The sequence below is a fragment of the Neobacillus sp. CF12 genome, from assembly GCF_030348765.1.
In the GTDB taxonomy this organism is placed as follows: domain Bacteria; phylum Bacillota; class Bacilli; order Bacillales; family Cytobacillaceae; genus Neobacillus.
On the sequence record NZ_JAUCEU010000007.1, the window covers coordinates 3,031,198 to 3,055,481 of the forward strand.

The 24,284-nt window shown below is 38.1% G+C and carries 22 protein-coding genes; 3 read left to right on the forward strand and 19 right to left on the reverse strand.

The genetic code is table 11. The features are described 5' to 3' along the window. Positions 1 to 79: 79 nt before the first annotated feature. The 9 genes from QUG14_RS14400 to QUG14_RS14440 all read right to left on the reverse strand — a co-directional run bounded on the left by QUG14_RS14400 (position 80) and on the right by QUG14_RS14440 (position 8,033). Entirely contained in the window at positions 80 to 244 is a 165-nt protein-coding gene (locus QUG14_RS14400; protein WP_289341223.1) for a hypothetical protein, read from the reverse strand. 17 nt (positions 245 to 261) lie between these two features. After that, complete coding sequence (locus QUG14_RS14405) at positions 262 to 1,416, reverse strand: Ger(x)C family spore germination protein (RefSeq protein WP_289341224.1); 1,155 nt, start codon at positions 1,414 to 1,416, stop codon at positions 262 to 264. A gap of 29 nt (positions 1,417 to 1,445) precedes the next feature. Next, the gene (locus QUG14_RS14410; RefSeq protein WP_289341225.1) at positions 1,446 to 3,005 is read right to left on the reverse strand and encodes a spore germination protein; all 1,560 of its coding nucleotides are present in this window, start codon (positions 3,003 to 3,005) and stop codon (positions 1,446 to 1,448) included. A gap of 29 nt (positions 3,006 to 3,034) precedes the next feature. Beyond that, the gene (locus tag QUG14_RS14415) at positions 3,035 to 4,132 is read right to left on the reverse strand and encodes a GerAB/ArcD/ProY family transporter (protein WP_289341226.1); all 1,098 of its coding nucleotides are present in this window, start codon (positions 4,130 to 4,132) and stop codon (positions 3,035 to 3,037) included. A gap of 179 nt (positions 4,133 to 4,311) precedes the next feature. Continuing rightward, positions 4,312 to 4,926, reverse strand: coding sequence for a LysE family translocator (locus QUG14_RS14420; RefSeq protein ID WP_289341227.1), 615 nt, complete (start codon positions 4,924 to 4,926; stop codon positions 4,312 to 4,314). Between the two features lie 802 nt (positions 4,927 to 5,728). Beyond that, positions 5,729 to 6,085, reverse strand: coding sequence for an ArsR/SmtB family transcription factor (locus tag QUG14_RS14425; protein ID WP_289341228.1), 357 nt, complete (start codon positions 6,083 to 6,085; stop codon positions 5,729 to 5,731). After that, positions 6,086 to 6,505, reverse strand: a complete 420-nt coding sequence (locus QUG14_RS14430) for an SRPBCC family protein (protein ID WP_289341229.1) — start codon at positions 6,503 to 6,505, stop codon at positions 6,086 to 6,088. A 196-nt stretch (positions 6,506 to 6,701) separates the two neighbouring features. Beyond that, positions 6,702 to 7,688: a bile acid:sodium symporter family protein gene (locus QUG14_RS14435; RefSeq protein WP_289341230.1), complete on the reverse strand. Its 987-nt coding sequence runs from the start codon at positions 7,686 to 7,688 to the stop codon at positions 6,702 to 6,704. 15 nt (positions 7,689 to 7,703) lie between these two features. Further along, a complete protein-coding gene (locus QUG14_RS14440; RefSeq protein ID WP_289341231.1) occupies positions 7,704 to 8,033 on the reverse strand; it encodes a rhodanese-like domain-containing protein in 330 nt (109 codons plus the stop codon). Between the two features lie 135 nt (positions 8,034 to 8,168). On the opposite strand from QUG14_RS14440, the gene QUG14_RS14445 reads away from it, so the two are divergent. After that, positions 8,169 to 8,558 (forward strand): YuzC family spore coat inner layer protein, encoded by a 390-nt coding sequence (locus QUG14_RS14445; RefSeq protein WP_289341232.1) that lies wholly within the window; start codon positions 8,169 to 8,171, stop codon positions 8,556 to 8,558. Between the two features lie 61 nt (positions 8,559 to 8,619). Here QUG14_RS14445 and QUG14_RS14450 read toward each other — a convergent pair whose 3' ends face one another. After that, positions 8,620 to 10,851, reverse strand: a complete 2,232-nt coding sequence (locus QUG14_RS14450) for a sensor domain-containing protein (protein WP_289341233.1) — start codon at positions 10,849 to 10,851, stop codon at positions 8,620 to 8,622. 189 nt (positions 10,852 to 11,040) lie between these two features. Here QUG14_RS14450 and QUG14_RS14455 point away from each other — a divergent pair, with 189 nt between their 5' ends. After that, the gene (locus tag QUG14_RS14455; protein ID WP_289341234.1) at positions 11,041 to 12,393 is read left to right on the forward strand and encodes an MATE family efflux transporter; all 1,353 of its coding nucleotides are present in this window, start codon (positions 11,041 to 11,043) and stop codon (positions 12,391 to 12,393) included. A gap of 37 nt (positions 12,394 to 12,430) precedes the next feature. Here QUG14_RS14455 and QUG14_RS14460 read toward each other — a convergent pair whose 3' ends face one another. From QUG14_RS14460 to QUG14_RS14485, 6 genes are all read right to left on the reverse strand, one after another. Beyond that, complete coding sequence (locus tag QUG14_RS14460; protein ID WP_289341235.1) at positions 12,431 to 14,101, reverse strand: glycoside hydrolase family 13 protein; 1,671 nt, start codon at positions 14,099 to 14,101, stop codon at positions 12,431 to 12,433. Positions 14,102 to 14,124: 23 nt separating this feature from the next. After that, positions 14,125 to 15,093 (reverse strand): sugar phosphate isomerase/epimerase family protein, encoded by a 969-nt coding sequence (locus tag QUG14_RS14465; protein ID WP_289341236.1) that lies wholly within the window; start codon positions 15,091 to 15,093, stop codon positions 14,125 to 14,127. Further along, a complete protein-coding gene (locus QUG14_RS14470; protein ID WP_289341237.1) occupies positions 15,090 to 16,109 on the reverse strand; it encodes a Gfo/Idh/MocA family protein in 1,020 nt (339 codons plus the stop codon). Before QUG14_RS14470 ends, QUG14_RS14465 begins: the two co-directional genes overlap by 4 nt. Further along, complete coding sequence (locus QUG14_RS14475) at positions 16,106 to 17,140, reverse strand: Gfo/Idh/MocA family protein (protein WP_289341238.1); 1,035 nt, start codon at positions 17,138 to 17,140, stop codon at positions 16,106 to 16,108. Before QUG14_RS14475 ends, QUG14_RS14470 begins: the two co-directional genes overlap by 4 nt. A gap of 2 nt (positions 17,141 to 17,142) precedes the next feature. Next, entirely contained in the window at positions 17,143 to 17,865 is a 723-nt protein-coding gene (locus QUG14_RS14480) for a ThuA domain-containing protein (RefSeq protein WP_289341239.1), read from the reverse strand. 110 nt (positions 17,866 to 17,975) lie between these two features. Next, positions 17,976 to 18,734, reverse strand: coding sequence for a sugar phosphate isomerase/epimerase family protein (locus QUG14_RS14485; protein WP_289341240.1), 759 nt, complete (start codon positions 18,732 to 18,734; stop codon positions 17,976 to 17,978). 127 nt (positions 18,735 to 18,861) lie between these two features. On the opposite strand from QUG14_RS14485, the gene QUG14_RS14490 reads away from it, so the two are divergent. Beyond that, the gene (locus QUG14_RS14490; protein WP_289341241.1) at positions 18,862 to 19,638 is read left to right on the forward strand and encodes an AraC family transcriptional regulator; all 777 of its coding nucleotides are present in this window, start codon (positions 18,862 to 18,864) and stop codon (positions 19,636 to 19,638) included. A gap of 45 nt (positions 19,639 to 19,683) precedes the next feature. Here the strand turns inward: QUG14_RS14490 and QUG14_RS14495 are convergent, their stop codons facing one another. The 3 genes from QUG14_RS14495 to QUG14_RS14505 form a co-directional block, all read right to left on the reverse strand. Beyond that, positions 19,684 to 20,511 carry a glycerophosphodiester phosphodiesterase gene (locus tag QUG14_RS14495; protein ID WP_289341242.1) on the reverse strand — a complete coding sequence of 276 codons (828 nt, stop codon included), beginning with the start codon at positions 20,509 to 20,511 and terminating at the stop codon, positions 19,684 to 19,686. A gap of 206 nt (positions 20,512 to 20,717) precedes the next feature. Beyond that, on the reverse strand, positions 20,718 to 22,307 hold the full coding sequence (locus QUG14_RS14500; RefSeq protein WP_289341243.1) for a response regulator transcription factor: 1,590 nt from the start codon (positions 22,305 to 22,307) through the stop codon (positions 20,718 to 20,720). Further along, entirely contained in the window at positions 22,304 to 24,124 is a 1,821-nt protein-coding gene (locus QUG14_RS14505; RefSeq protein WP_289341244.1) for a sensor histidine kinase, read from the reverse strand. Before QUG14_RS14505 ends, QUG14_RS14500 begins: the two co-directional genes overlap by 4 nt. Positions 24,125 to 24,284: the final 160 nt, after the last annotated feature.

Genomic DNA, 24,284 nt, shown 5'->3' on the forward strand with positions numbered 1-24,284 from the left:
TAGCACTCCACCTATCAGAGTGCTAATTCAATATAATTTTAAACCATATTATATTATTCGTGTCAACTTTTTTTCAAAATTAAATAAAAGACCGAATGATCGCGAGTACACTTAATGCTAATCCGATTAACATGAGCAGTGAAAAAACAACTAATTCTTTCAATTCTTTTCTTTTAACTAATTGTGGAACTTCCCAAGCTATAAGTGTAACAAAAATGAGAATCATCAAAATGATTTTGAGCATTTTCAATTCCTTTTTGGTTATTTAATTAGACCGATTCGTCTTACGAAAGCTTTTGAATTTATGGTAACCTTTACTTGTGCAAATTCCTGTTCCCAATTCTTTTTATAGTTAGTATTCCATTCTTTAGGATATTTCTTGTATACGGATTGTCCAAATCCTAATATGTCTGACTGGTACTCCTTTTGAGCAATATCCACTACTATTTGAATTTTGTCCCTTATTTCATTTTCAATATTTTTTTGTATTTCTTCGATTACTCTTGTTTCATATAACTTTAACTTCGAGTCATTCTCTATTACACTCAATTCTGAGATTACATTTACTGTCAGTTTTATTTCTCCATGTTTTAGTATGGGAACGATATTCGTATCAGCTCGAACAATTTCCATACTAATATTTCCACTACCATCCTCTTCAGGTATTTTAATGGTAATAACTCCTGTTTTTATTTCATTACGAAGCCATAAAAGTCCCCTGGTTTCAACTTCATCCATCCAACCTATTAGCTTGTCTTTTTTAAACACAGCAATTCCATCTACAGCCTGGATTTTCCCTGATTTATTTTTCGCATTTACTTCTAATGATTCTAAAGTATACTGGGGAGCAAATGGCTCCATTCCATCAGTAAGAAGCATGTTCAGAAAATCCCTTACATAAATTTTTAAACCTACATTCATCTTTGCAAGTTCTTTCATTTCTTCTGCCGAAACACTTTCAAATTTCGGCATATTGTTAATAATTTTAGAAGCTTTACCCTTTGTAAACATAATAAAACTGTTAATACGAGGTTCAGCATACCTTGTATGGAAATCAATGATATGATGAACACCCTTTTTTGCTAATTCCTCTCCGATCAATAGGACCCTGCTTTGGGAAAAAAATATGCGTCTCGACAGCTTCCCTTGTATATTACGGTATGCCTCAGATACCGTTTCACCAGTCTCTGAAATGACAATTGTGCTTTTTCCACCAGTTCCGCCTCCGCTCCCTCCCGTTGATCCTAACTTTGATGGAACGGCTACTTGAAGTGATAGACGGAGTTTTTCTCCTTCTGCGAGATCTAATCCAATAGCCGTAACAATGGCAATGTCATTAATTTCAATACGGTTCCAACAACCTGTAAGTAAAATCATTGCCGTTACCCCTAATAAATGCATTCTAATCACTTTCATCGATACCATCCTGTCCTTTTAGAAACGAACTAGTATTTACTTTTTCGGGTACGTAACCTCTTCAAATTCCTTTTTCCCGTTTCTTGTGGACGTTCATTTAACTTCCACCATGGAGCTCGAATAAATATATCTTTAAGGTCGTTAAAATGAAATGGGGCTATAGGTGACAAATAGGGAACACCAAAAGATCGAAGTTGAACGAGGTGAACCAATATAAAGAAAACTCCCAGCAGGATGCCATAAAATCCAAGCGTTGCTGCTAAAAAAATCATAAAAAACCGAAGGAGTCGAATGGCTCCTGTTAATGGATAACTAGGAAACATAAATGACGCAATACCTGTAGTTGCTACAACAATGACTAATGGAGCTGAAACAATTCCAGCCTCTACAGCTGCTTGACCAACCACCAATGCACCAACAATACTTACTGTCGATCCGATCGGTCTGGGCAATCTTAAACCTGCTTCACGCAGTGCTTCAAAGGTTATTTCCATTAATAAAGCTTCAATCACCGCTGGAAATGGTACCTTATCCCTTGAGGCAGCGACACTAAATATAAGATTTGTTGGCAGTAATTCATGATGGAAGGTTGTTACCGCAATATAAATGGCAGGGAATAATAAAGCAACAAATAAAAATAAATACCTAATAAACCTTATAAACGAAGTCATGATAAATCTTCCATAATAGTCTTCAGGGGAATTCATCATTTGAAAAAAAGTTACTGGAACAATGAGTGCAAAAGGGCTATTCGCAACCATAATCCCGATTTTTCCTTCGAGAAGATTACCGACCACTCGATCCGGTCGTTCTGTCTGCAAAACTTGGGGAAACAGTGAAAATGGCTGGTCTTCAATAAACTCTACAATGTAGCCACTATCCTCAATCGCGTCGATATCAATTCTATTTAATCTGCTCCGAACTTCCTCTACTATGGATTGCTGTGCTATATCTTCGAGATAGGTAAATACCACTTCCGTACTAGAAAGGGTTCCAATCTTCATATATTCAAATTTCAGTTTTGTTGTTTTCAACCGTCTTCGAATCATACTAATATTGGTTCGGATATTTTCTGTAAAACCTTCTCTCGGACCTAAGACGACTGCTTCAGACACAGGTTCATCAACCGCGCGCTGTTCCCATGACTGTTCGCTTATAAAAAGAGCTTTTTTAAAGCCATTAATTAGTAAAATCGTGCCGCCTGATAGAATTTGTTCAATCACTTCCTGGAATGTTTGCCCTTGGGCTACTTGAGCTGAACTCAGCAAGGCTTTGATGTGATCAAACGTTGGTTCAGAATGCTTCAGTAATTCCCCGTTGCGTTTTAACAAAGGATTAATCACATGGAATTCCAATCTGTCCACGTTGACTAACCCATTAAGATATAAAATGACAGCAGAATAAGTAGAGTTTATTTCAAGCTCCCGATAAGCAAAATCAGCAGCCCCTTCAAAAAGTTGCTTAATCTGATTAAAGTCTTCATCAAGGATCCCAGATAATACATCTTTTTCATTTTGCTCCTGAGTGTTGTCCCATTTATGCGATTGTTTTTTTAAAGTTAATTTTCTTTTCTGCCTTAAAATTCTCAATGGCAGCACCACCCTAATCATAAAATGACCTATAGATGACCCATTTTTTTGCGAAGGAAAGCCGTACAAAGAAATAAGATTGGCATAATGATTTGTAAAAAAGTATGTATATAAGGAAGATAATATTTAAATCCAATTTCTAAATGTTCCACAAAACTAGATGCGCTTAAAAGCGATAATGGCGTTATTATTGTCCCAAGTGCTAGAATTACAGAGCGAGACTGCTTTAATCTCAATAATTGAGAAATTCCAACAGCAGCTCCGAATATAAACGCTCCAACCTTAAAAAACACTCCTGCGACCATCATTAAAATAACTAGTGCATCAAAACGTTCGAGAAAATCGGCTACAGATACCATTTGAGTGGCTGCAAGAAGTGAAAAAATATCCTTGCTGTAAATTTCCGGTCCTAATACAGAGATCATCATAATGGAATTAATCGTTAAGAGAAGTCCGCCGACTAGAATGATGGACATTCCTATTTTTCTAACATACTTCTTATTGCTTAGAAAAGGGAAAAACATCATGATGACAATGGTTTCTCCAAATGGGAAATTAATAGCACTAGGAAATGCTGCTTTCAAGACTGGCTTTATACCATTTCCTAGTACAGGTGTAAGATGTTTCATATCAAATTGATCAACGCTAAGTAGAAGAATCCAAATCAGAATGAGAGAAAAAATATACACCGGAAAAACAATTTCTGCCATTCGACCAAACGTTTCAACTCCACCACGCAAACAATAAATCATCAGCAGCATAAAGCTTCCAATGACAACAATAATAGGGGTTTCAGAAAGAATAGTAGTAACAATAAGGTCACCTAATTCCCTGCTCCCCCTGGCAGCTGAATAGGTAAAATGTAATATATAGAGCAGAATGACCGGATAGGAAAGAAACTTCCCAATAATCTTTGGAAGCATCTGAACCAGTGAATCACCTGGATAATAGGCTGCTAATTGTGTATAAACAACCATTAATATCAAACTGCTTAACATACCGACTGCTATAAGTATCCATGCATCCTGCTTCACGTCTTGGCCTAACCCTAAAATAATCGCAGTCCCTAACACGTATCCAGCCATTAAATAGAAAAGTTGGAGTCCACCTATTTTTTCCGTATTCATTACAATCTCCCTTAAACTGAATAAAAGGTATTTGATATTTTAAGGTAACCACTAACTTTGAAAAAAGTTCATGTATGTCTAATATTTTCCATGGGGGAAAATTTATACATATAGGATAGGGTTGCATATTACCGTTATAGGCAGAAAAAGCGGCACACTTTTCAATGTGCCGCTTTCACTTATTTTTGATTTTGAAAGACCAATTGTAAACCTAAACCAATATAGATTGTTCCAACCACCTTACCCTGCCAGCGGGACATTTTGCCTTCTTTTGAAATTAGTTTATTCCCTATTGAACTTGCTAGAATGGATAACAGTGAGGTGTACAAAATACTCATTAACACAAAGACAAGCCCCAGGCTTAATAGTTGATAGACTACTGGTGGACCTTCAGTACGGACGAATTGTGGTAAAAACGCTAAGAAAAATAATGCTGTTTTAGGATTAAGCAGTTCAATAAATAACGCCTGGCGAAAAGACACTGCTGCATTTGCCTTTTTTTCAACAGGTTTTTCTTGTTTTTTTGTTTTTTCAAGCAAGGATTTTATCCCTAAGAAAATTAAATAGGCAGCACCCAAATATTTTACTATTTCAAACGCTAATGCTGAGGTCATTAGGATGGCTGAGAGTCCCAGAACAGCCGCAACTGTATGGATGAGGTCCCCAACAGCTATCCCGGCACCGGTAATAATTCCCGTCTTCAACCCGCCTCTTACTGTTTGCGTAACAGTTAATAAAACAGCAGGCCCAGGAATTAGAAAAAGCATCAAAACAACTAATATAAAAGCCCACATATTTCTTCTCTCCTATAAATGTAATATAAATATTTTATCACAATATTCTAATAACTATGTATAAAAATGAAGTTCTACTCTGGGATATGAAGGACTAATCTCTGCTTACCTTCTTACGATTTGTCCTTCATCCTGTCTATGAAGGACTAATCTCTTATTACCTTCTTATGATTTGTCCTTCATCCTGTCTATGAAGGACTAATCTCTAATTACCTTCTTATGATTTGTCCTTCATCCTGTCTATGAAGGCCTAATCTCTGTTTACCTTCTTACGATTTGTCCTTCATCCTGTCTATGAAGGACTAATCTCTGTTTACCTTCTTACGATTTGTCCTTCATCCTGTCTATGAAGGACTAATCTCTGCTTATCTTCTTACGATTTGTCCTTAATCCTGTCTATGAAGGACTAATCTCTGTTTACCTTCTTACGATTTGTCCTTCATCCTGTCTATGAAGGCCTAATCTCTGCTTACCTTCTTACGATTTGTCCTTCATCCTGTCTATGAAGGCCTAATCTCTGTTTACCTTCTTACGATTTGTCCTTCATCATGCCTATGAAGGACTAATCTCTTATTACCTTCTTATGATTTGTCCTTCATCCTGTCTATGAAGGCCTAATCTCTGTTTACCTTCTTACGATTTGTCCTTCATCCTGTCTATGAAGGACTAATCTCTGTTTACCTTCTTACGATTTGTCCTTCATTCTGTCTATGAAGGCCTAATCTCTGTTTACCTTCTTAAGATTTGTCCTTCATCACCACATTGATTGATATAATAATAAGTCACAAAAAAACCGACATTACTATTTGTCGGTTTCATCTGCCTTCATATCGTTTAAACTTGGATTTTCAACTATATGCTTAAGAATTGATAGCTTGTTTTCCCAGAATTTTTCGTAGAAGGAAAGCCAGTGCTTAAGTTCTGTTAACGGCTCGGGGTGCAGCCGATATATTTTCTCTCTTCCTACCTTTTTTCCACTCACTAATTCAGCTTCCGAAAGGACTTGAAGATGTTTAGCAACGGCGGTTCTGCTCATGGGAAAATGGGCAGTTATTTCTGAAATGGGCCGCTCTTTTTCTGCGAGTAATCTTAGTACTTCTCTCCGCGTTGGATCAGCGATTGCTTGAAAAACATCATGCTTTTGTGCTGAAGCAGACACTTAGTTCTCCAAAAGATTACGTAGTTTTTCAAGAATACCAGTCCAGCCGTGAGACATGCGTTCACGGATAATAGAAGCTTTTTCGCCTGCTTTTCCAACAATTTCATCCGCTGGTTTCCAACCACCATGGATGAGGGTGAATTCAGTTTGATCATCCATTTCCTTCAAGATAAACGATAAAAACCATCCATCTGTATCCCATGTGAATGAAAGCGTATTTGGAGGGTCAAATTCAGTCACCTTACAAGGTGATGGACCAAATGGGGATTGTATATGGAATTCATAGCCTACTTCTGGTTTAAAGTCATTTGGCATAAACCAGGCTGCAATTCCTTCTGATGTTGACACCTGTTCCCAAACCTTTTGAATAGGTGCGTTAATGACAACTGTTTGTTTAATATCTTGTAATGTATTTTGCAAGAACTTCTCCTACTTTCATCTTTTAATATAAAACCATTTGGTTTCACTTCTTGAATTATATAAAACCATTTGGTTTCATGTCAATAATTTTTTCTTCAATTACTTTACCCAAAATCACAGTGTAACAACCAAAAGAGACACTTCTATTTGAAGTGCCTAAGTTGTTTATCTAATTCTCTGTTGTTAATTCCTTCGTTTAAATACCTTCATTTTTGTTAATTCCTTCAATCTTTAAATATATCCTTTTCTTGTTAAAATAACGGCCCATAAAATATCCCGTAAAAGAAGCGAGAATTTGCTGGAACAGCATCCCGACAACTACCGGAACAGCCACGGCTGGTGGAAAATAAGTGACTGCAATAACAGCCCCTGCACTAATATTTCTCATACCACCCGAGAAAGTCAAAGATACCACGGTATCCCGGTCACTTCTAATTAGTTTACCTATGAGAAACGAAAATACATAACCTGTGACAGCAATAAAAAAGACTACGAGTGTAATACTAATTAATTTTAAATTTATTTCTTTTAAATAAGGCGCAATGACTGCACCGTTAAGCATGACAACAATTCCAATACTGATTTTTGAAAAAGGTGCCAAAGTAGAGCTTAGTTTTTTCGTCACATCGCCTTTTAATAATTGATTGAGTACCATTCCTAGAATGGAAGGTACTACAATCATTCCAACCAATCCCTGCATGATACCCAAGACGTCCATTTCAATTCTTTCACCTATTAATAATGTAAGACAATAAGGAACAATTAACGGGGAAAGCAGCGTATCTATTAAAATAATCGATAAGGTGAGCGGGATATTTCCTTTATAAATCGAAACCCAAATAAAGCTCGTTACCCCAGTAGGTATAGCCATGCCTAATACAATTCCGGTAATCGTAAAAATGTCACCTTGAAATGTTATATGCCCGACACCCCATGCCCAAATCGGCATGAGGATGTGTAATAAGACCATTGCTGCAAAAATCGGAAGTGGATGGCGGACCACGTCTGATAAAGATTTGAAATTGGAATTTAAGCTCCCGGCAAAGGTCATAAAAGCAAATATCCAAGGGATTAAGTAGGTAAAATCCTTAATATAAACCGAAAGTAATACACCCAATACAACACTTGTGGGAGTGATTAACGGCATGATTTTTTCTAGTTGTTTATTTAATTTCAGCAGCATATTACTCTCTCCAAGTTATTTTCTAAATTCTTTCCAAGCCGTCAGGCCACCTTCTAAGACTTCAACCTGAAGCCCGAGACCGTCAAGAATTTTAGCACACTTTTCTGCGGAGTTTCCCGTCGTACAGGTAACAACGATTGGTCCTTCCTTCGGTAATGCTAAAGACTCCGTACCATCTGTAAGTTCGAAAATTTCCGTTTTCGGAATATTAACACTCAGCACCTGAGAATCCTCAATATGGAAGTCTTTATATTTTGCTTCTGCTCGAACATCAAGAACTACTACCTTTTCTTTGCCTTGTATTCTTTCATGAAGTTCTTTTGGACTAATTTTTTTGTATGTCACGGTCAACACCTCCAATCAAAGAATATCACACTTTCTCCATTTCGTTTACAAAATCCAAGCGCTTTTAATGTAACCATATCAGTCAAAATCCCATATCGTATATTGCCGTGTTTTTAAAATGGAAGGAGCGTTATGATGTACTATTACCATTATCCTTACCCACTACATCCGCAGCCCCCTGCTTACCCGGGTTATCAATACTACCAACCATTAACGAGACAATACCCACAGGTGGATGTAAATGTATTTACAAAGTCCATTAAATCGTATCGATTATTAATGGACCAAGGCAGTATCCTGTTGGACCGATTAGGAGATCCCGATTTTGACGTTAAGTTAATGTCAGCTGCACAAAAAGGAAACAAAGCAGAAGTAGATATCTTAATTAAATCAATTGGACTAAGAGTTCCTGTAGAGACAAAATACACGCCCACCGGTGTGACCTTTGAACTGGCAACACAGCCAGAACCTGGCAGTCCCACGAGTTGCTGTTCCTTAACCGTACACTTGAAATGGGGAAACTAACGCTTCATTGTGGTTTACAATATATGCAAAAGAGGCGGTAAGTTCCGCCTCTTTGTGTCAATTATTGCGCTAAAATATTGCCCTTTGATAGAAACTCTTCCAATTTCTCAGAAGATAATGGTTTACTATAGTAATAACCTTGACCAATCTGACATGCATTCCGTGTTAAGAATTTAACCTGCTCTTCGGTTTCAATCCCCTCTGCAATGACAGTAAATTTCAAATTGACTCCCATATCAATAATGGTTTTCACCATCATTCCTTGATTAGAATGATAGATGATGTCGTCGACAAAGGATTTATCAATTTTAATTTTATCGATTGGCAGATGTTTCAAATAGCTCAATGAGGAATAGCCTGTTCCAAAATCATCAACCGACAATAATACTCCCAGACTCTTTAATTGATTGAGGATAATGGTTGAGTTTTCTAAATTTTGCATAAGACTTTCTGTAATTTCCAGTTCCAAATAATTTGCCTCAAGCCCTATTTCCTCTAGCAAATCAGCAATAAAACTGATAAAGTGTTCATCCTGAAATTGTCGTACAGAAACGTTTACAGCGATTGGAAAATCTTCAAATCCAGCGTCCTTCCAAGCCTTTCTGCGTTCACACGCCTCTCGTAATATCCATTTTCCTAATGGCACAATAAGACCTGTTTCTTCAGCAAGTGGAATAAATTCAGATGGAGCAATATATCCATATTCTGGATGATTCCATCGAATCAATGCTTCCACTCCGACAATTTCCCCTGTAGGTAAATCTATCTGTGGTTGGTAGTGAAGGGTCATTTGCTTTTGCTCCAATGCTCTTCTTAACCAGTTCTCCAATTTCATTTTCCAGGTTGAAATACCATCAAGGTTATTGGAGTAGAATTGATAATTATTTTTTCCACGTTCTTTCGCTTGGTACATGGCGGTATCGGCATTTTTGATGAGCGTTTCCTCATCGTTTCCATCTGTTGGGTAGATACTAATACCAATACTCGGTGTTACATAAAACTCATCCTTGTTCACTTCAAAAGGAAAAGCAAATTCATTCAATATTCGTTTGGACACATGGGAGGCCTTTTCTAGATCAATATCCTCGAGGACAATAATAAATTCATCCCCACCCTGTCGTGAAACTAATCCTTCACTTTGCACTGCTTTTTCCAAACGCCCTGCCACCTTTTGGAGAATAATGTCGCCAACCGAGTGACCTTTCGTATCGTTGATTATTTTAAAACGGTCTAAATCTATGAATAACACGGCGTGCATACTATTCTCTTGTTGGTGTAAGACCTCATTTAAATGGGTTCTAAATTGATTTCGATTTGGTAAACCCGTTAATGTATCATAAAAAGCCATGAATTTAATCGTCTGCTCGGATTTCTTTCTTTGCGTGATATCTCTGCCTACTACTTGAACAGCAAATCTGCCATCGTAAAGAATAGACCTTGCTGCCATCTCCACATCAATACTTTCGCCATCTGTTCGTCTAACCTGAAATTCAAACCTATGCCGTTCATTTTCCAACTTCTCTGAAGAGAATACCTTACTTTTAATTAAATCTGTAATTTGAGTAGGAACAAAATTCTTAGCTGATTGACCAATCACTTGCTCAAGACTTTGTGCACCAATTAATTTGCAGCCCGCCTCATTAATATATTCAATTTTCCCATTATAAACGACAGCAATAATATCAGGTGACATCTCGACTAAACTTTGATATAGTCCTTCACTTTCTTTCCGATCGGTAATGTCGAATAACACGCTATTAAAATCAACTAACTCCCCTTTTGAGTCAAAGGTTGGTATTCCTCTATCCTGAATCCAGCGCACTTCACCATCTGGACGGATAATACGATATTGGCTTGTGGCTGTTTCACCACCTGCAAGTTTCTTACCTCTTTCCTCTAATACATACAAATCCTCAGGATAAATAACCTCTTTCCAAAGGTTTGAATCTTCATAGAAATTTTCCAACTTGTAGCCGTATAATTTTTCAATTCCAGGAGTAATTAACAATGTGTTGTTCTTTAAATCATGTGACCAAATTGCAACATCAAGCGTATCAAATATATTTTTCATTTTTTGTTGGTTTTTTCGAAACTCATTTGCCTTTTGATCAAAATCTTTTACTAAAAAGAACAAGATAAATGTAGCACCTATATATATAGTAATTGTAAGATAGCTTATTATTTTAATAGAATGAAAAAGTTCAGGGAAAACAATATCTGCTACTTCAAAAAGGACCAGTAAACAAAAAATGAGGATTAACAAACGTATATAGATATTTCTATTTATCTTCATAGTTCCCCCTATTTCATATATATAGTTTTAAAATAGCAAATTCAAAGCTATATAACAATCTTATTATTTTTCCATATCTGGTTTGCTATATTGGTAATAATTTTAAACGATAATTTCCTATTCCTATATGACTTAATTAGGAGTAAAATGAAACAAGATTTTTGATGAAAATTTAGATTGGAGAATAACGTGGAGGAACAAAAAAGCAAATATCAAGAACAGACTTTATTTAGTATTACGTGGCCGCTCTTAATTGAACTGTCGCTTCATATGGGAATGGGTATTGTGGCTACGTTAATGTTAAGCCAATACTCCGATGAGGCAGTAGCTGGTGTTGGTGTTGCTAACCAGCTGCTTAATATTTTTATTTTGGTTTTTAATGTGACTTCGATTGGTGCAACGGTTTTAATCAGCCAGAATCTTGGTGCAGGAAAACTTCAGCGTGCGCGGCAATTATCCCGTTCCGTATTTGGTCTTAATTTCTGGTTTGGAATATGTATTGCGATTCTAGTTTTCGCTCTAGGAGAACCGCTGCTTCGATTGTATAACGTTCATGGAACAGTTTATGAACATGGACTTACCTTTGTACGGATTTGTGCCCTTTCACTCTTTTTCGAATCACTTTCACTGGCTTTAAGTGCGATCCTGCGTAGTCATGGATACACGAAGGAATCCATGATGGTCACCGTTTTTATGAATTTAATCAGTATTGGCGGAAATATTATCGCGACTACTGGAATATTTGGACTGCCGATTACAGGTGTCACTGGTGTATCCTGGGCTATTTTTGCAGCACGTGTCTATGCTGTTGGTGCATTATTATATTTGTTATATAGCAGACTTTCTTTAAAAATAGTAATCAAGGACATATTTAACGCCAAAAAAGAGGATATTCGCGGTTTACTTCAGATTGGAATTCCATCAGCTGGAGAAAACCTTTCCTACCAATTATCACAGGTGGTCATGACAAGCTTTGTTGTTACAATGGGGACTGCCTCCCTAGCTGCAAGAGTATATATATTAAATATCAGCATGCTCTGCTTTTTGTTCACCGTCGCGATAGCTCAAGGGACTCAGTTATTAGTAGCACGATATATTGGTGGAAAACAATATGATCGTGCCTTAAAACGTGGGATCCGCACGTTAAAGATCGCTATGCTTGCTTCAACCCTTGCTTCATTAGTAATAGCGATTGGCGGGGACACGATCTTAAATTTATTTACAGAGGACCCATCCATCATTATGGTCGGACTTCCTGTTTTATGGGCTATTGTCTTCGTTGAACCTGGAAGAGCAATGAACATCGTCTTAATGGGCTCATTAAAGTCTACTGGAGATGTTCGTTTTCCGGTTATCATTGGGATTATTTCGATGTGGGGAGTCGCAGTCTCACTTAGTTATTTACTTGGCGTTCATTATGGTTTGGGACTTTTAGGCATATGGCTTGCACAAGGAGCAGATGAGTGGTTACGCGGCTGTTTTGCTTTAAAGCGTTGGCTAAGCAAACCGTGGGAACGGTTTAGTAAAGCGGTATTAAATTAATACAAAACAGGAGCCTTGGAATTTAGGCTCCTGTTCTTTATTTCAGTAAATAAACTCTTGTTTCATAAGGTTTAAGCGTAAATTCCTTCCGCAGTTTTTTATCTGCTGTGTGATAATTTTGAAGGACTAGTTCCGATTTAGAAAAAGACACACTGTTTGGTACATGGAATCTCGTTGATTGGTCACTAAAGTTATTGATGACAATTGCTTTTTTGCTTCCCAATTTACGGGTATAAACAAACAATTTCGGATGATTCGCTAATAGCAATTCATACGTTCCATATACAAATAGTGGATTATCTTTCCGTAATTGGATCAATCTCTTATAGAAAGAAAAAATAGAATCCGGGTCATTTACCTGGGCTTCAACATTAATCTCACGATAATTTGGATTTACACCCAGCCATGTATGGTCTGCCTTTGAAAAACCTCCCATGTTGCTGGAATCCCATTGCATCGGAGTTCGTGCGTTATCACGACATTGCTCCCAAATAATCTCCATGATTTCATCATGAGACCGACCCTTTGCAGTTTCCACCTTGTAATAATTAACCATCCCAACATCATTGTACTCTTCAATAGAAGGAAATTGGACGTTGGTCATCCCTATCTCCTGGCCCTGATAGATAAAAGGAGTCCCCTTCATAAGGAAATACATCGCGCCAAGCATTTTCGCACTTTCTTTCCAATATTTCCGGTCATTTCCCCAGTTTGAAACCCGGCGCGGCTGATCATGGTTTTCGATAAACAAAGCATTCCAGCCCTTGCCTTCCAACCCTTTTTGCCATTTGGTCAAATTCTTTTTCAACGCCGTAATGTCGACTTTCCCCTCTGCATTTTTATCCCACAGGCCTAAAAATTCAAATTGAAAAATCATATTAAAATAACCGTTTTCTTCGCCAACCCATTTATCGGCATCATCTAACCCAACACCATTCGCTTCCCCAACCGTCATAATGTCGAAGTTTTTAATCGTTTTCTGAGAAAACTCCGTTAACCATTCATCAATTCCGTCCACATTCATCATGTAAGGAAAACAAGGTACATAATCTAATTTTTTTGGATTTGGCATATCAGGAAAACCTGGTTCTTTTCTTATATGGGAAATCGCATCAACACGGAAGCCGTCGATTCCTTTTTCTAGCCACCAGTTCACCATATCGTATAAAGCATTCCGAACCTCTGGGTTTTCCCAATTTAAATCTGGCTGCCTTTCGGAAAAAATATGCATGAAATATTCCTCAGTTGCTTCATCATATTTCCATGCAGAACCGCTGAAAATTGATTCCCAGTTATTCGGTTCCTTCCCATTCTTTCCCTCACTCCAAATGTACCAATCTCGTTTTGGATTGTTTTTTGAAGAGCGCGACTCGATAAACCAAGGATGCTCATCACTCGTGTGATTGATGACCAAATCAAGAATCAACTTCATTCCGCGACTGTGAACACCTTCCAGCAGCTCATCAAAATCGGCCATAGTCCCGAATTCATCCATAATATCTTGGTAATCTGATATATCATAGCCATTATCATCATTAGGAGATTTGTACATTGGAGATAGCCAAATCACATCAATCCCTAATTCCTTAAGGTAGTCTAATTTGGAGGTAACACCTTTTAAATCGCCAATTCCATCGCCATTGCTATCCATAAAACTTCGAGGATACACCTGATAGGCGACACTTTCTTTCCACCATTTTTTATTCATATCTGCAACCCTTTCTTTGATGTCTATGCCCACCACATTTGTGAAACAGGCTCTTCGATTAAAACGGACTTCAGATTGGTTACGGCGCGTTTAAATCCTTCTTCAATCGACATAATTGCGTCCTCATGCTCAATACTAACAACATAGTCATACCCATATGTGCGAAGCGCACTCATCATATCCGACCATTCTTTTAAGCTATGGCCACAGCCAACTGATCGGAAGGTCCAAGCGCGGGTTCTTAATTCTCCATAAGGCTGCATATCTGTTAATCCATACATATTTACATTTTCTTGGTCAATGTATGTGTCTTTTGCATGGAAATGGTGAATCGCATTTTCCTTCGCTAAAATTTTGATTGCAGCTACTGGGTCAATACCCTGCCACCATAAGTGGCTTGGATCTAAATTGGCACCAATCGCGTCACAAGTTTGCTCACGTAGTTTTAAAAGCGTGTAGGGTGTGTGTACCAAAAAGCCTCCATGAAGCTCCAGCCCAATTTTCACATTGTGCTCCTGTGCATACTGCCCCACTTCTTTCCAGTATGGGATTAATTTTTCTTCCCATTGCCACTGTAAGACTGAGCCATATTCATTCGGCCATGGAGTGACAGGCCAATTTGGGTATTTTGCTCCCTCATGATCTCCAGCGGTACCGGAAAAACAATTTACAACTGGGACACCCAGAAGTGAAGCAAGTTTTATGGTTTTTAATAGTGTCTCGTGAGAGTTTTTCGCAAATCCTTCTTCGGGTGAAATAGGATTACCATGACAGCTAAACGCACTAATGATGAGATTCTGCTGCTCCACTTTTTGAATGTATTGCTTGCGCGCTTCTTCACTCTCTAATAAACCATCTAAGTCACAATGACTGTTCCCCGGATAACAGCCTGTTCCGATTTCAACAGCATGAAGGCCAGCATCTTTGACAGTATCAAGCATTTCTTCAAATGATTTTTCCCCAAATAGTACAGTAAAAACACCTAGTTTCATAAATGATTCCCCTCACTCGCATATATTCGATCAATAATCTGTGAAACCTGAAGAGCTTCTTCCGGTTTTACGACCAACTCTTCCTTCCCTAAACAGGTGTGGATAAAATTCTTTGCTTGCGACAGACCTGGTTCTTCCTCACCTGGCAGCCACGCAGCTTCACTATTTAATAGCATTCCATTCTTTGTCGTATATAGTTCAAAAGGAAAAACACTTAGTCCTCCGTCTACTCCGGAAATGCTGAGGTGTTCAGCGTCATCTTTAATATTTGCGGCCCATGATGTCTCGAACAACATGGAGGCACCATTTTCAAATTGAATATAAGCTGTCACATGATCATCGACATTAAAGGTTTCATGATTAAACGAGCCCCATTGATTCACTTGATTAGGAATCTTACTTAACGCATTATAAGCGGTGCCTGTCACCGTGAGATGGTTTGGATTTCCCATCAGCCAAAGCGCTAAATCGAGCAGATGACAACCATAGTCAATCAAACTGCCTCCGCCCTGCAGGTCTTTGTTGGTGAAAACTCCCCACCCAGGAACTTTACGGCGTCTTAATGCCTGAACTCTGACCACAAGTGGTGTACCTACTTCTTGCATAGCTTTTTTGGCCGCTTGTGCTTCTTTCATAAAACGGTAATGATAGGCAATGGCGAGAACTTTATCTGCTTTTTTCGAAGCCGTTACCATCGCCTCGCATTCCTCTGCACGTAACGCCATCGGTTTCTCACACAATACATGGACACCTGCTTCAAATGCAGCAATCGTAATTTCAGCGTGGAACTTATTTGGTGTGCAAATACAAACGGCATCAACCTCTGAGAAAAGTTCATGATAATCTTCAAAAACATGAGGGATGTTATATTTCTCAGCGGTTTCCCTTGCTCTATCAATGTTGACATCACTAAGCGCTGTAATTTCACAACTATCATTTAATTGTAAAAAAGCAGGGATATGACGTCCTTGTGCAATTCCGCCAACCCCGATAATTCCAATTCGCAGTTTATTCATCGTTCGCTCACTCTAATTATTTGTTTTGTTTCATTCGACTCGAGTGCTGCCAAAATCACCTCAAGTGATTTCATACCTTCTTCACCTGGTACCGGTGGTTCATGATCATGAAGAATAGATTCAACAAACTTATCAATTACGTGGGAATTATTTTGACCGCCCTCGGCATTTGACTGTATCTTACCAAGTTGATAATTTACTACTTCTCCGTTCGCGTATTGAACCACTAATGAATTAATTGGGTCATCTTCAAGACGAAGAATTGCTTTTTCTCCATAAATAATAGTAGAGTTATCTTCCTTGCTAACGTAAGCCCAGCTTGCTGCCAGAGTACCAATGATGCCACTTTCTGTTTTCAGGACACACACTGCGTTATCATCAACATCAGCGAAGTCCTTTGCACTTGTTTCAACAAAAGCACCTACTTCTGTAATTTCTTCACCTAATACATAGCGAAGTAAGTCTGTCTTATGAACCCCTAAATCACCCATAGCTCCAACAAATGCTTTTTCTTTTTGAAAGAACCAGCCCTCTTTTCCTTCGACACTCCAGCCTTCTGGTCCTCCATGACCAAATGCTGTGCGGAAACTATAGATTTTACCAATCTCCCCGCTCTCGATTAACTTACGGGCCCTTTGATGAGAAGGTACAAACCGCTGATTATGAGCAATCATTAATTTCTTGCCGCTTTCATTCGCTGCTGCTATCATCTCTTCTGCTTCTTGTTTTGAAGTCGCCATAGGTTTTTCACAAAGAACATGAAGACCTGCATGTAAAGCCGCAATTGAAATAGGTGCATGAAGGTAGTTTGGTGTACAAACACTGACTGCATCCACTAAACCGCTGCTTATTACCTCTTCATAGTTCGTATAGGCTTTAACACCATATTTTTCAGCTACTGTTTGTGCACGTTCTTCATTACTATCACATACAGCAATAAGTTCAACATTTTTATTGGATTGATATTCAGGTAAATGGCGGTGCTGGGCAATGCTGCCACAGCCTATTACTGCTACTCTTAACTTTTCCATGATTACTTCCCTCCAATTAGTTCAAGTGGTTTAGCATTTCCATAGACCGGACGTTCACGCTTTACCGGTTCTGCCCATTTTACTGCATTGCTAATAACACGTTGAATGTCTTTGTTGTGGTAAGTAGGGTATGTTTCATGGCCAGGACGGAAGTAGAATACTTTTCCGTTCCCACGTTTGTATGTACACCCGCTGCGGAACACTTCCCCTCCTTCAAACCAACTTGTAAAGATAAGTTCATCAGGCTGTGGGATATCAAAATGCTCTCCATACATTTCTTCTTTTTCTAATTCAATATATTCTGAGATACCTTCTACAATTGGGTGGCTTGGGCTTACGACCCATAGTCGTTCTTTTTCGTCTGCTTCCCGCCATTTTAAATCACAGCTTGTTCCCATTAATGTTTTAAAGATTTTTGAGAAATGCCCGGAATGAAGAACAATCAGTCCCATGCCATCAAGGACACGCTGTTGAACCTTTTGAACAATTTCATCCTTTACTTCACCATGTGCTAAATGCCCCCACCAAACTAATACATCCGTATGGTTTAGAACTTCATCCGTTAAGCCATGCTCAGGTTCATCAAGTGTTGCGGTCTTAATTTCATGACCATTTTCCTTTAAAAATTCTGCAATTGTTCCGTGAATTCCATTCGGATAAAGATCTCTTACAACTGGATTTTTTTGTTCGTGACGGTTTTCATTCCATACTGTTACTTTAACCATAATATCCAACTCCCATATCAATTTACTTTATCTATTATTTTAAATGATAGTACAATTAATGAAACGGCTTACATTGACACATAGGGTGTAAAATATTGAACTCGGGTAACTTAATTACTATTCACAGATTTTAAGTAATTCATGCTGATTTCAATGCTTTCCAAGGGGGAACGGCGGCAAACATCCTGCTCGATCACCCACCACTGTACTCCATTTTCCTTTCCTTTACGCAGCACGGCTTCAATGTCTACCCCGCCTGTTCCAAGTTCGGCAAAAAATTGTTCTCCATCTGTTGTCATGTCCTTTAAATGAATAAGAGGTGTTCGATTTTTGTATCGATTGATCCACCCAACTGGATTTTCACCCGCTTTTGTCAGCCAATAAACGTCCAATTCCGTCTTTACATTACTGGATTCCGTTTTATCAAAAATGGTTTCGAGAATCGTTTTGCCATTGGGCAGCACTTCCAGTTCAAAATCATGATTATGGTAGCAAAGGGAAATGCCTTCACGACGGCAGGTTTCTCCAGCTCTATCTAAAAAGGCAATAAGTGCTTTGTAATCTTCTATGCTGCGGCGTTCTGGAAGTAGGTATGGGCAGACCACATAGTTACTGCCTACTATTTTCTGATCCTCAATCACTTGATACAGATTATTTTCCAATGCTTCCAGCGGCACGTGACTGGCTGCTGCTTGCAGGCCAAACTCATCTAATAATACTCTTACTTCTTTTGCTGATAATCCTCCATATCCGGCAAATTCAACACCATCAAAGCCAAGATCAGCTACTTTTTTTAACGTTCCGGCAAAATCTTGGGCACTTTCTTCCCGCAGTGTAAACATTTGTACAGCGATTGGAATCTTTTTCATCCTTATCCCCCCATTTTAAAAACCTTCCTTATTTGATTACATATTAAAGGGTGTTACAGCAATTAAACATAGATGATATAATTAAAACATCTACTATCTTGCTATTTTATTTAAAACGAGGGAGCATATGACAACAAATATTTTATTTTGCGGCTATTCGTATCACACAAATGGATATCATTCGCAGCATACATCAGGATATCCCTCTTATCTATTCCGGCTGCAAACAGAAGGCCTTTGTGAAGTAGTGGTGAAGGGTAGAAAAATGGAACTGGAGAAAGGAGATCTTCTGCTCATAAAACCAGGGGATCACTATGAACTACTCGTACATCCTGGCCAAAACAGCGGCGACTATCATTTAGTCTGCGAAGGTTCATGGGTGGACGAATGGTGGAATCGTTCCAAAAAGCCAGAGGTCTCCAGAATCGATTTGGATGATAAACTGCTGGTGCTATGGCGTCATATCATGATTGAAAAACGCCGTCCAACCTCCAGCCAAAACGAAGAGCTCAGCAGCTATTTGCTGCGAGCTCTCTGCTTAACTTTAGAACGAGCCATTAATGAAACAGTGCCTTCTTTCAACGTTCCGTATACTGTGACAAGGATGCTGCGATTCATTGAAGAACATGCTACAACCGCCTTTAAAGTCGAAGATGTGGCAAAGCATGCCGGTCTTAGCATCTCCCGGTCCGTTCATCTTTTTAAAAGCAGTGTTGGAAAAACGATGATTGAATATGCCCTTGAAATCCGTTTATCTGCGGCAATTGAGCGAATGAAATACACATCCTTGACACTAGAACAGATTGCCGAGGATTGTGGCTTCGGCAGCTATCCCTATTTTCATCGAGTCTTCCATAAGAGGTATGGCGTTGCTCCAGGGGTATACAGACGTCAGGAATATTAGAAAAAAGAGGGATTAAAACTTTCCCTCTTTTGGTGATAGTTTGTCCTATTTTCTTGGATCTACGTAATCAGGATAATCCGTAATAATTCCATCTACGTTCATCTCTAAAAGGAAATCCGCTGCTTCTTGGCTGCGAACCGTCCAGGATTGAATTTTCATTCCAAGCGCGTGCACGTGATCAACCAATTCTTTTGTTACGATTCCGTAGCTTGGATTAAAGTAATCTGCATACGTTGCAAATTCTTTCAAAGCTTGTTCTGTTGTGTGGGCTTTATTGGATGTAAGGACACCAATCGGCATCTTTGGAAGCAATTTGTTTGTTATTTTCATAGATTCAAAATTAAACGATTGAATAATAATCTTTTCATTTTGTGGTTTATCGAGATTTCGCACTTTTAATTTCTGTGCAACCTGTGCTTCAATTCCAGGATAGAGCTCAGGTGCCTTTAATTCTATTAAAATACCAACTCTCCCATGATAACGGTCAAGAATTTCATCGAAGGTTGGGATTTTTTCTCCTTTAAATTCTTCCCCCTTCCAGCTGCCTGCATCTAGGCTTCTGATTTGTTCAAAGGTTAAATCCTTCACATTGCCTGTCCCATCCGTTGTTCTGTCAACCGTTGTGTCATGAATGATGACCAATTCCCCATCCTTGCTTCTTTGGACATCGATTTCAATATAATCTGCTTTCATTTCGACGCCTTTATCAAAAGCGGCAATCGTATTTTCCGGTGCGTACCCTGTTGCACCACGGTGAGCAACATTATCAACTTTTCGTAACTCCCCAGTTGTTTCTGCTGCAAAAGCCTGTTGAAAAGGACTAAATAATAAACTAAAAGCCAGGCCAGCTCCAATCAAAGTCGCTTTTTTCATTTTTCTCCATCTCCCTTTTATTTGTCTGCTACTACAAATAAAATTCTACAGGGGAATTGTTTAGCCCATATGTAGTTACCATTTAGACTTGGTTAAAGTCATGTAAATAAATATAGTGAAAAATACATACAAAAATTTACAAACAATTCATTCTTTTTCCTATTGTAAAAAAAATAAGCAGAGAAAGAGGATCCTTTCTCTGCTTATCACTGTTTCATATATTCTGTTCGATATTCATTCGGGGTAATTCCCTCCACCTTTTTAAATACCTTCCGAAAATACTTATCATCCTGATATCCAATCATGCCCGCAATTTCATAGATTTTTAACTGGCTGTTTTTCAACAAGGACTTTGCCTTCTCCATCCTGATTCTTACGATGTAATCAGAGATATTTTCGTTAAATTCCTGTTTAAATTTCCTCGAGATATATTCTCTGCTGATATAGAAATGGTCTGAAATCTCCTGTAGTTTTACATCCCGGTCATAATTTTCCTGAAGGTACTTTTCAATATCAATAATGATATTATTATTCTTTTGCAGTGTGCTTTTCTTTACTTTCTTTAAAAAAATGGAAATTTCACGCTTAATTCTCTTTTTATACGCTTCTAGTTTAAACGTGCCGTTTGAATCGAAAAATAAATCAACCCGCTCTTCAATATCTTCCGGAGCCTTAAATGAAATATTGTAATGCTTAAACCACTTATTGCTGATAACCATATACTCATTTTCTAAATTTATCACCTGTCTTACAGATAAATAGTCCAATTCTGTTATGTCCTTTTCGATTCGATCCATTAATTCTTCAAAAGCCCTAATTTCTCCGGTTTGAATAGCCATTTCTATATCTGAAGAATATGCAATCAAACTCTTTAGGGATGGAGCTGTATCGATATCTGACACATAGACTCTTCTTCGACTATCAGTCAATATATTTCTATTTAATATAACCTTTCGCGCATGGTGATATGAATCTTTCAACTTCGAACTGTTATTTACAGCTTTCCCGGCTGCAATCGGACAAGAGATATCTAACATATTTTTTAGTGTCTTATAGATATGGACTAATATCTCTTCTACCAACTCAAACTTATCCCAAAAAATCAGTACAATTTCACCCTTTTTAGATAAGTAACGAAAACCAATTCCATTCCCATTTTCCTTCATGATTTCGTTAATAATATTCAAAATCGTAAAATACGTTAAATCTCGATCTCCTTGAAACGCCTCCATTGTTTTTCCGTCCACTCGAACAATAGCGGCTTTATAATCACGTGACTGTTTTAACCAGCCGAATTCTTCATATAAATCTTTCTGGAAATGTTCGCTATTTACTAGCTGTGTTAGTTTGCGATCTCGATAAACAGGAGTCATTTCATTAATTAGCAGTGAGCTTGTTTCTTTTCTCCGCCTCTCATCTTCTTCTTTCTTCCATTCATTCACCGCTTTTTCCAAGGTTTGATTTAAAATATCCGGTTCAATAGGCTTTAAGAGATAGTCTGAACTGCCGAAATGGATCGCTTTTCTCATATAATGATAGTCATCGTAACCTGTCACTACAATCGTTTTACTGTTGGTGTGATTTTCTTTGATCCACTCTAAAAGCTGAGTTCCATCCATTTTTGGCATCTTCATATCAGAAAAAATGATCTCAGGACGGATGGTTTGGATTAGCTCAATAGCTTCTTCACCGTTTCCTGCTTCATATATTTCACCTATTCCATTTTGCTCCCAATGTGCTAGAATCTTAATTCCATCTCGGACATGTTTTTCATCATCAACAATCAACGCCTTCATGAATGTTCCACCTCTTTCGGCATTACCTTCGGGATTTGGATGGTAACCGTAAAACCACCTTCTTCATTCCGGTTAACTGACAGCTTTGCCTGGTTATGATAATAAATCTGTAATCGGTCATAAATATTTTTTAGCCCTATCGCTTCTCTTTGGGTGTCTGCTTTTGAAATGCCATGAACCAGTTCCATGCGAATTTTCTCAAGATGATCATCGCTAGGACCCATTCCATTATCCTTTATAGAGATTAAGACCATATTGTCGTTCTCGAGAAATGCATCTATTTGAATCCATGCTTTTTCTATGTGCTGATCAAAGCCATGCTTAAAACAATTTTCCACAACGGGCTGTAAAATCATTTTTGGAACGGATATCGCTTTGACTTCATCTTCGATATTCAGTTCAAATTCAAACTGCTCTTCAAAGCGCTGTTTTTGCAGTAATAAATAGGATTTCACATGATTCAACTCGGAGGTAAATGGAACAATATCATCCTTCATATTCATACTGTATCGCATAATCGTTGATAAGGATGTCAGTAATGAATACACCGGAACCGCATTTAATTTTAATGCCAATGTCCCAATTGACTGAAAGGCGTTATAAAGGAAATGCGGATTAATTTGTGATTGCAGCACCCGCAGCTGTGATGCTTTGTTTTCTATCTCTAATTTATATTCACTCTCAATCAACTCATCTATTTTCGCAATCATTCGTTTAAAATGCCTTCCCAGCATTCCAATTTCATCACTGCCTAATGATTCAAAATCAGCTTTCAATTCACCTTTCTCGACTTTCTTCATATTGTCGATTAACACTTTTATGGGTGCTGTTAGCTTAAAGGAAACAAACATGGTCCCCAGTAATGCAAATATAAGTGTAGCCAAACCAATCAAAATATTGATGATAACAGTTTCTCTTGCACCCTGATAAAGAACATCATAAGGGATTCGTTTTACGATAGACCAGTCCTTAAACGAATCTGTGAATGTTTCATGGACGATGACACCCGTAAACTGCTTGTCCTTCCATTCGAAACTTTTCCTGCCTTTCGGTTCCTTTTTTACCTGTTCAAACCACTTTTCATTATTTTCCTTTCCAATCTCTTTTTCATTTGAAGAGTAAATAATCATTCCCTTTTCATTCATAATATATAGGTCTTCGACGTCTTTCGTATATAATCGTTCGGAGATTGCACTAATTCTAGAAAGATTAATATCTATCGATAAAAAACCCAAAACATCTGCTAATGGGACATCCCGAATTACATTATGGAAGCTTAATACATTCACCTTCTGCGAATTAGGAATAACCGAGATATTGTTATAGCTATAAATCTCGTGCGGAGGTTCAATAAGGGAATAGCCCTCTATGGTGGTTAACATCCGATAGTAAGGGTGTGAAAATATATTTTCATAAGTTGCCCTGCCGCTGATTCTCGAATGATAATTGGTGAATGATTCCTTTTCTTCATGAATATAAAGATGCATTTGTTCAATTTCAGGACGCGTATTAAATAAATAGGCAAGTACTCTGCGCACTTCTTCTTGATTCACAACCAAGTTGGTGGAGACCCCATTTCGCATTACATTCATAAAAGGAGTATATCGATAAGGGACCGATGACATTTGGGCAATATCATTTAAATATACAGTCAGCTCTTCCTTGCCTTTTATAAGCAAGTCATGATTTGTTGAAACAGAGCGTTCATTAAGTGACTGGGTCGTGTAAAAATAAGTAACAGTGATGGCTGTCCCAAAAGGGAGAACTGTTACAAGCATTAAAAAGATAATAAGCTTTTTTCGAATACCCCATCGCATACAATCATGGTTAGTCTTGCATTGTTTAAAAAACTAACCTGTCCTCCCTTGCAACATTTTTAGAACATTGTAGCACAACTTTGAATTGCCTTTAATAGGGTAATATTTTGACTTGTTCAATATTTTCCACCCTAGTGGTCAATGTAAGCCGTTTCATAAT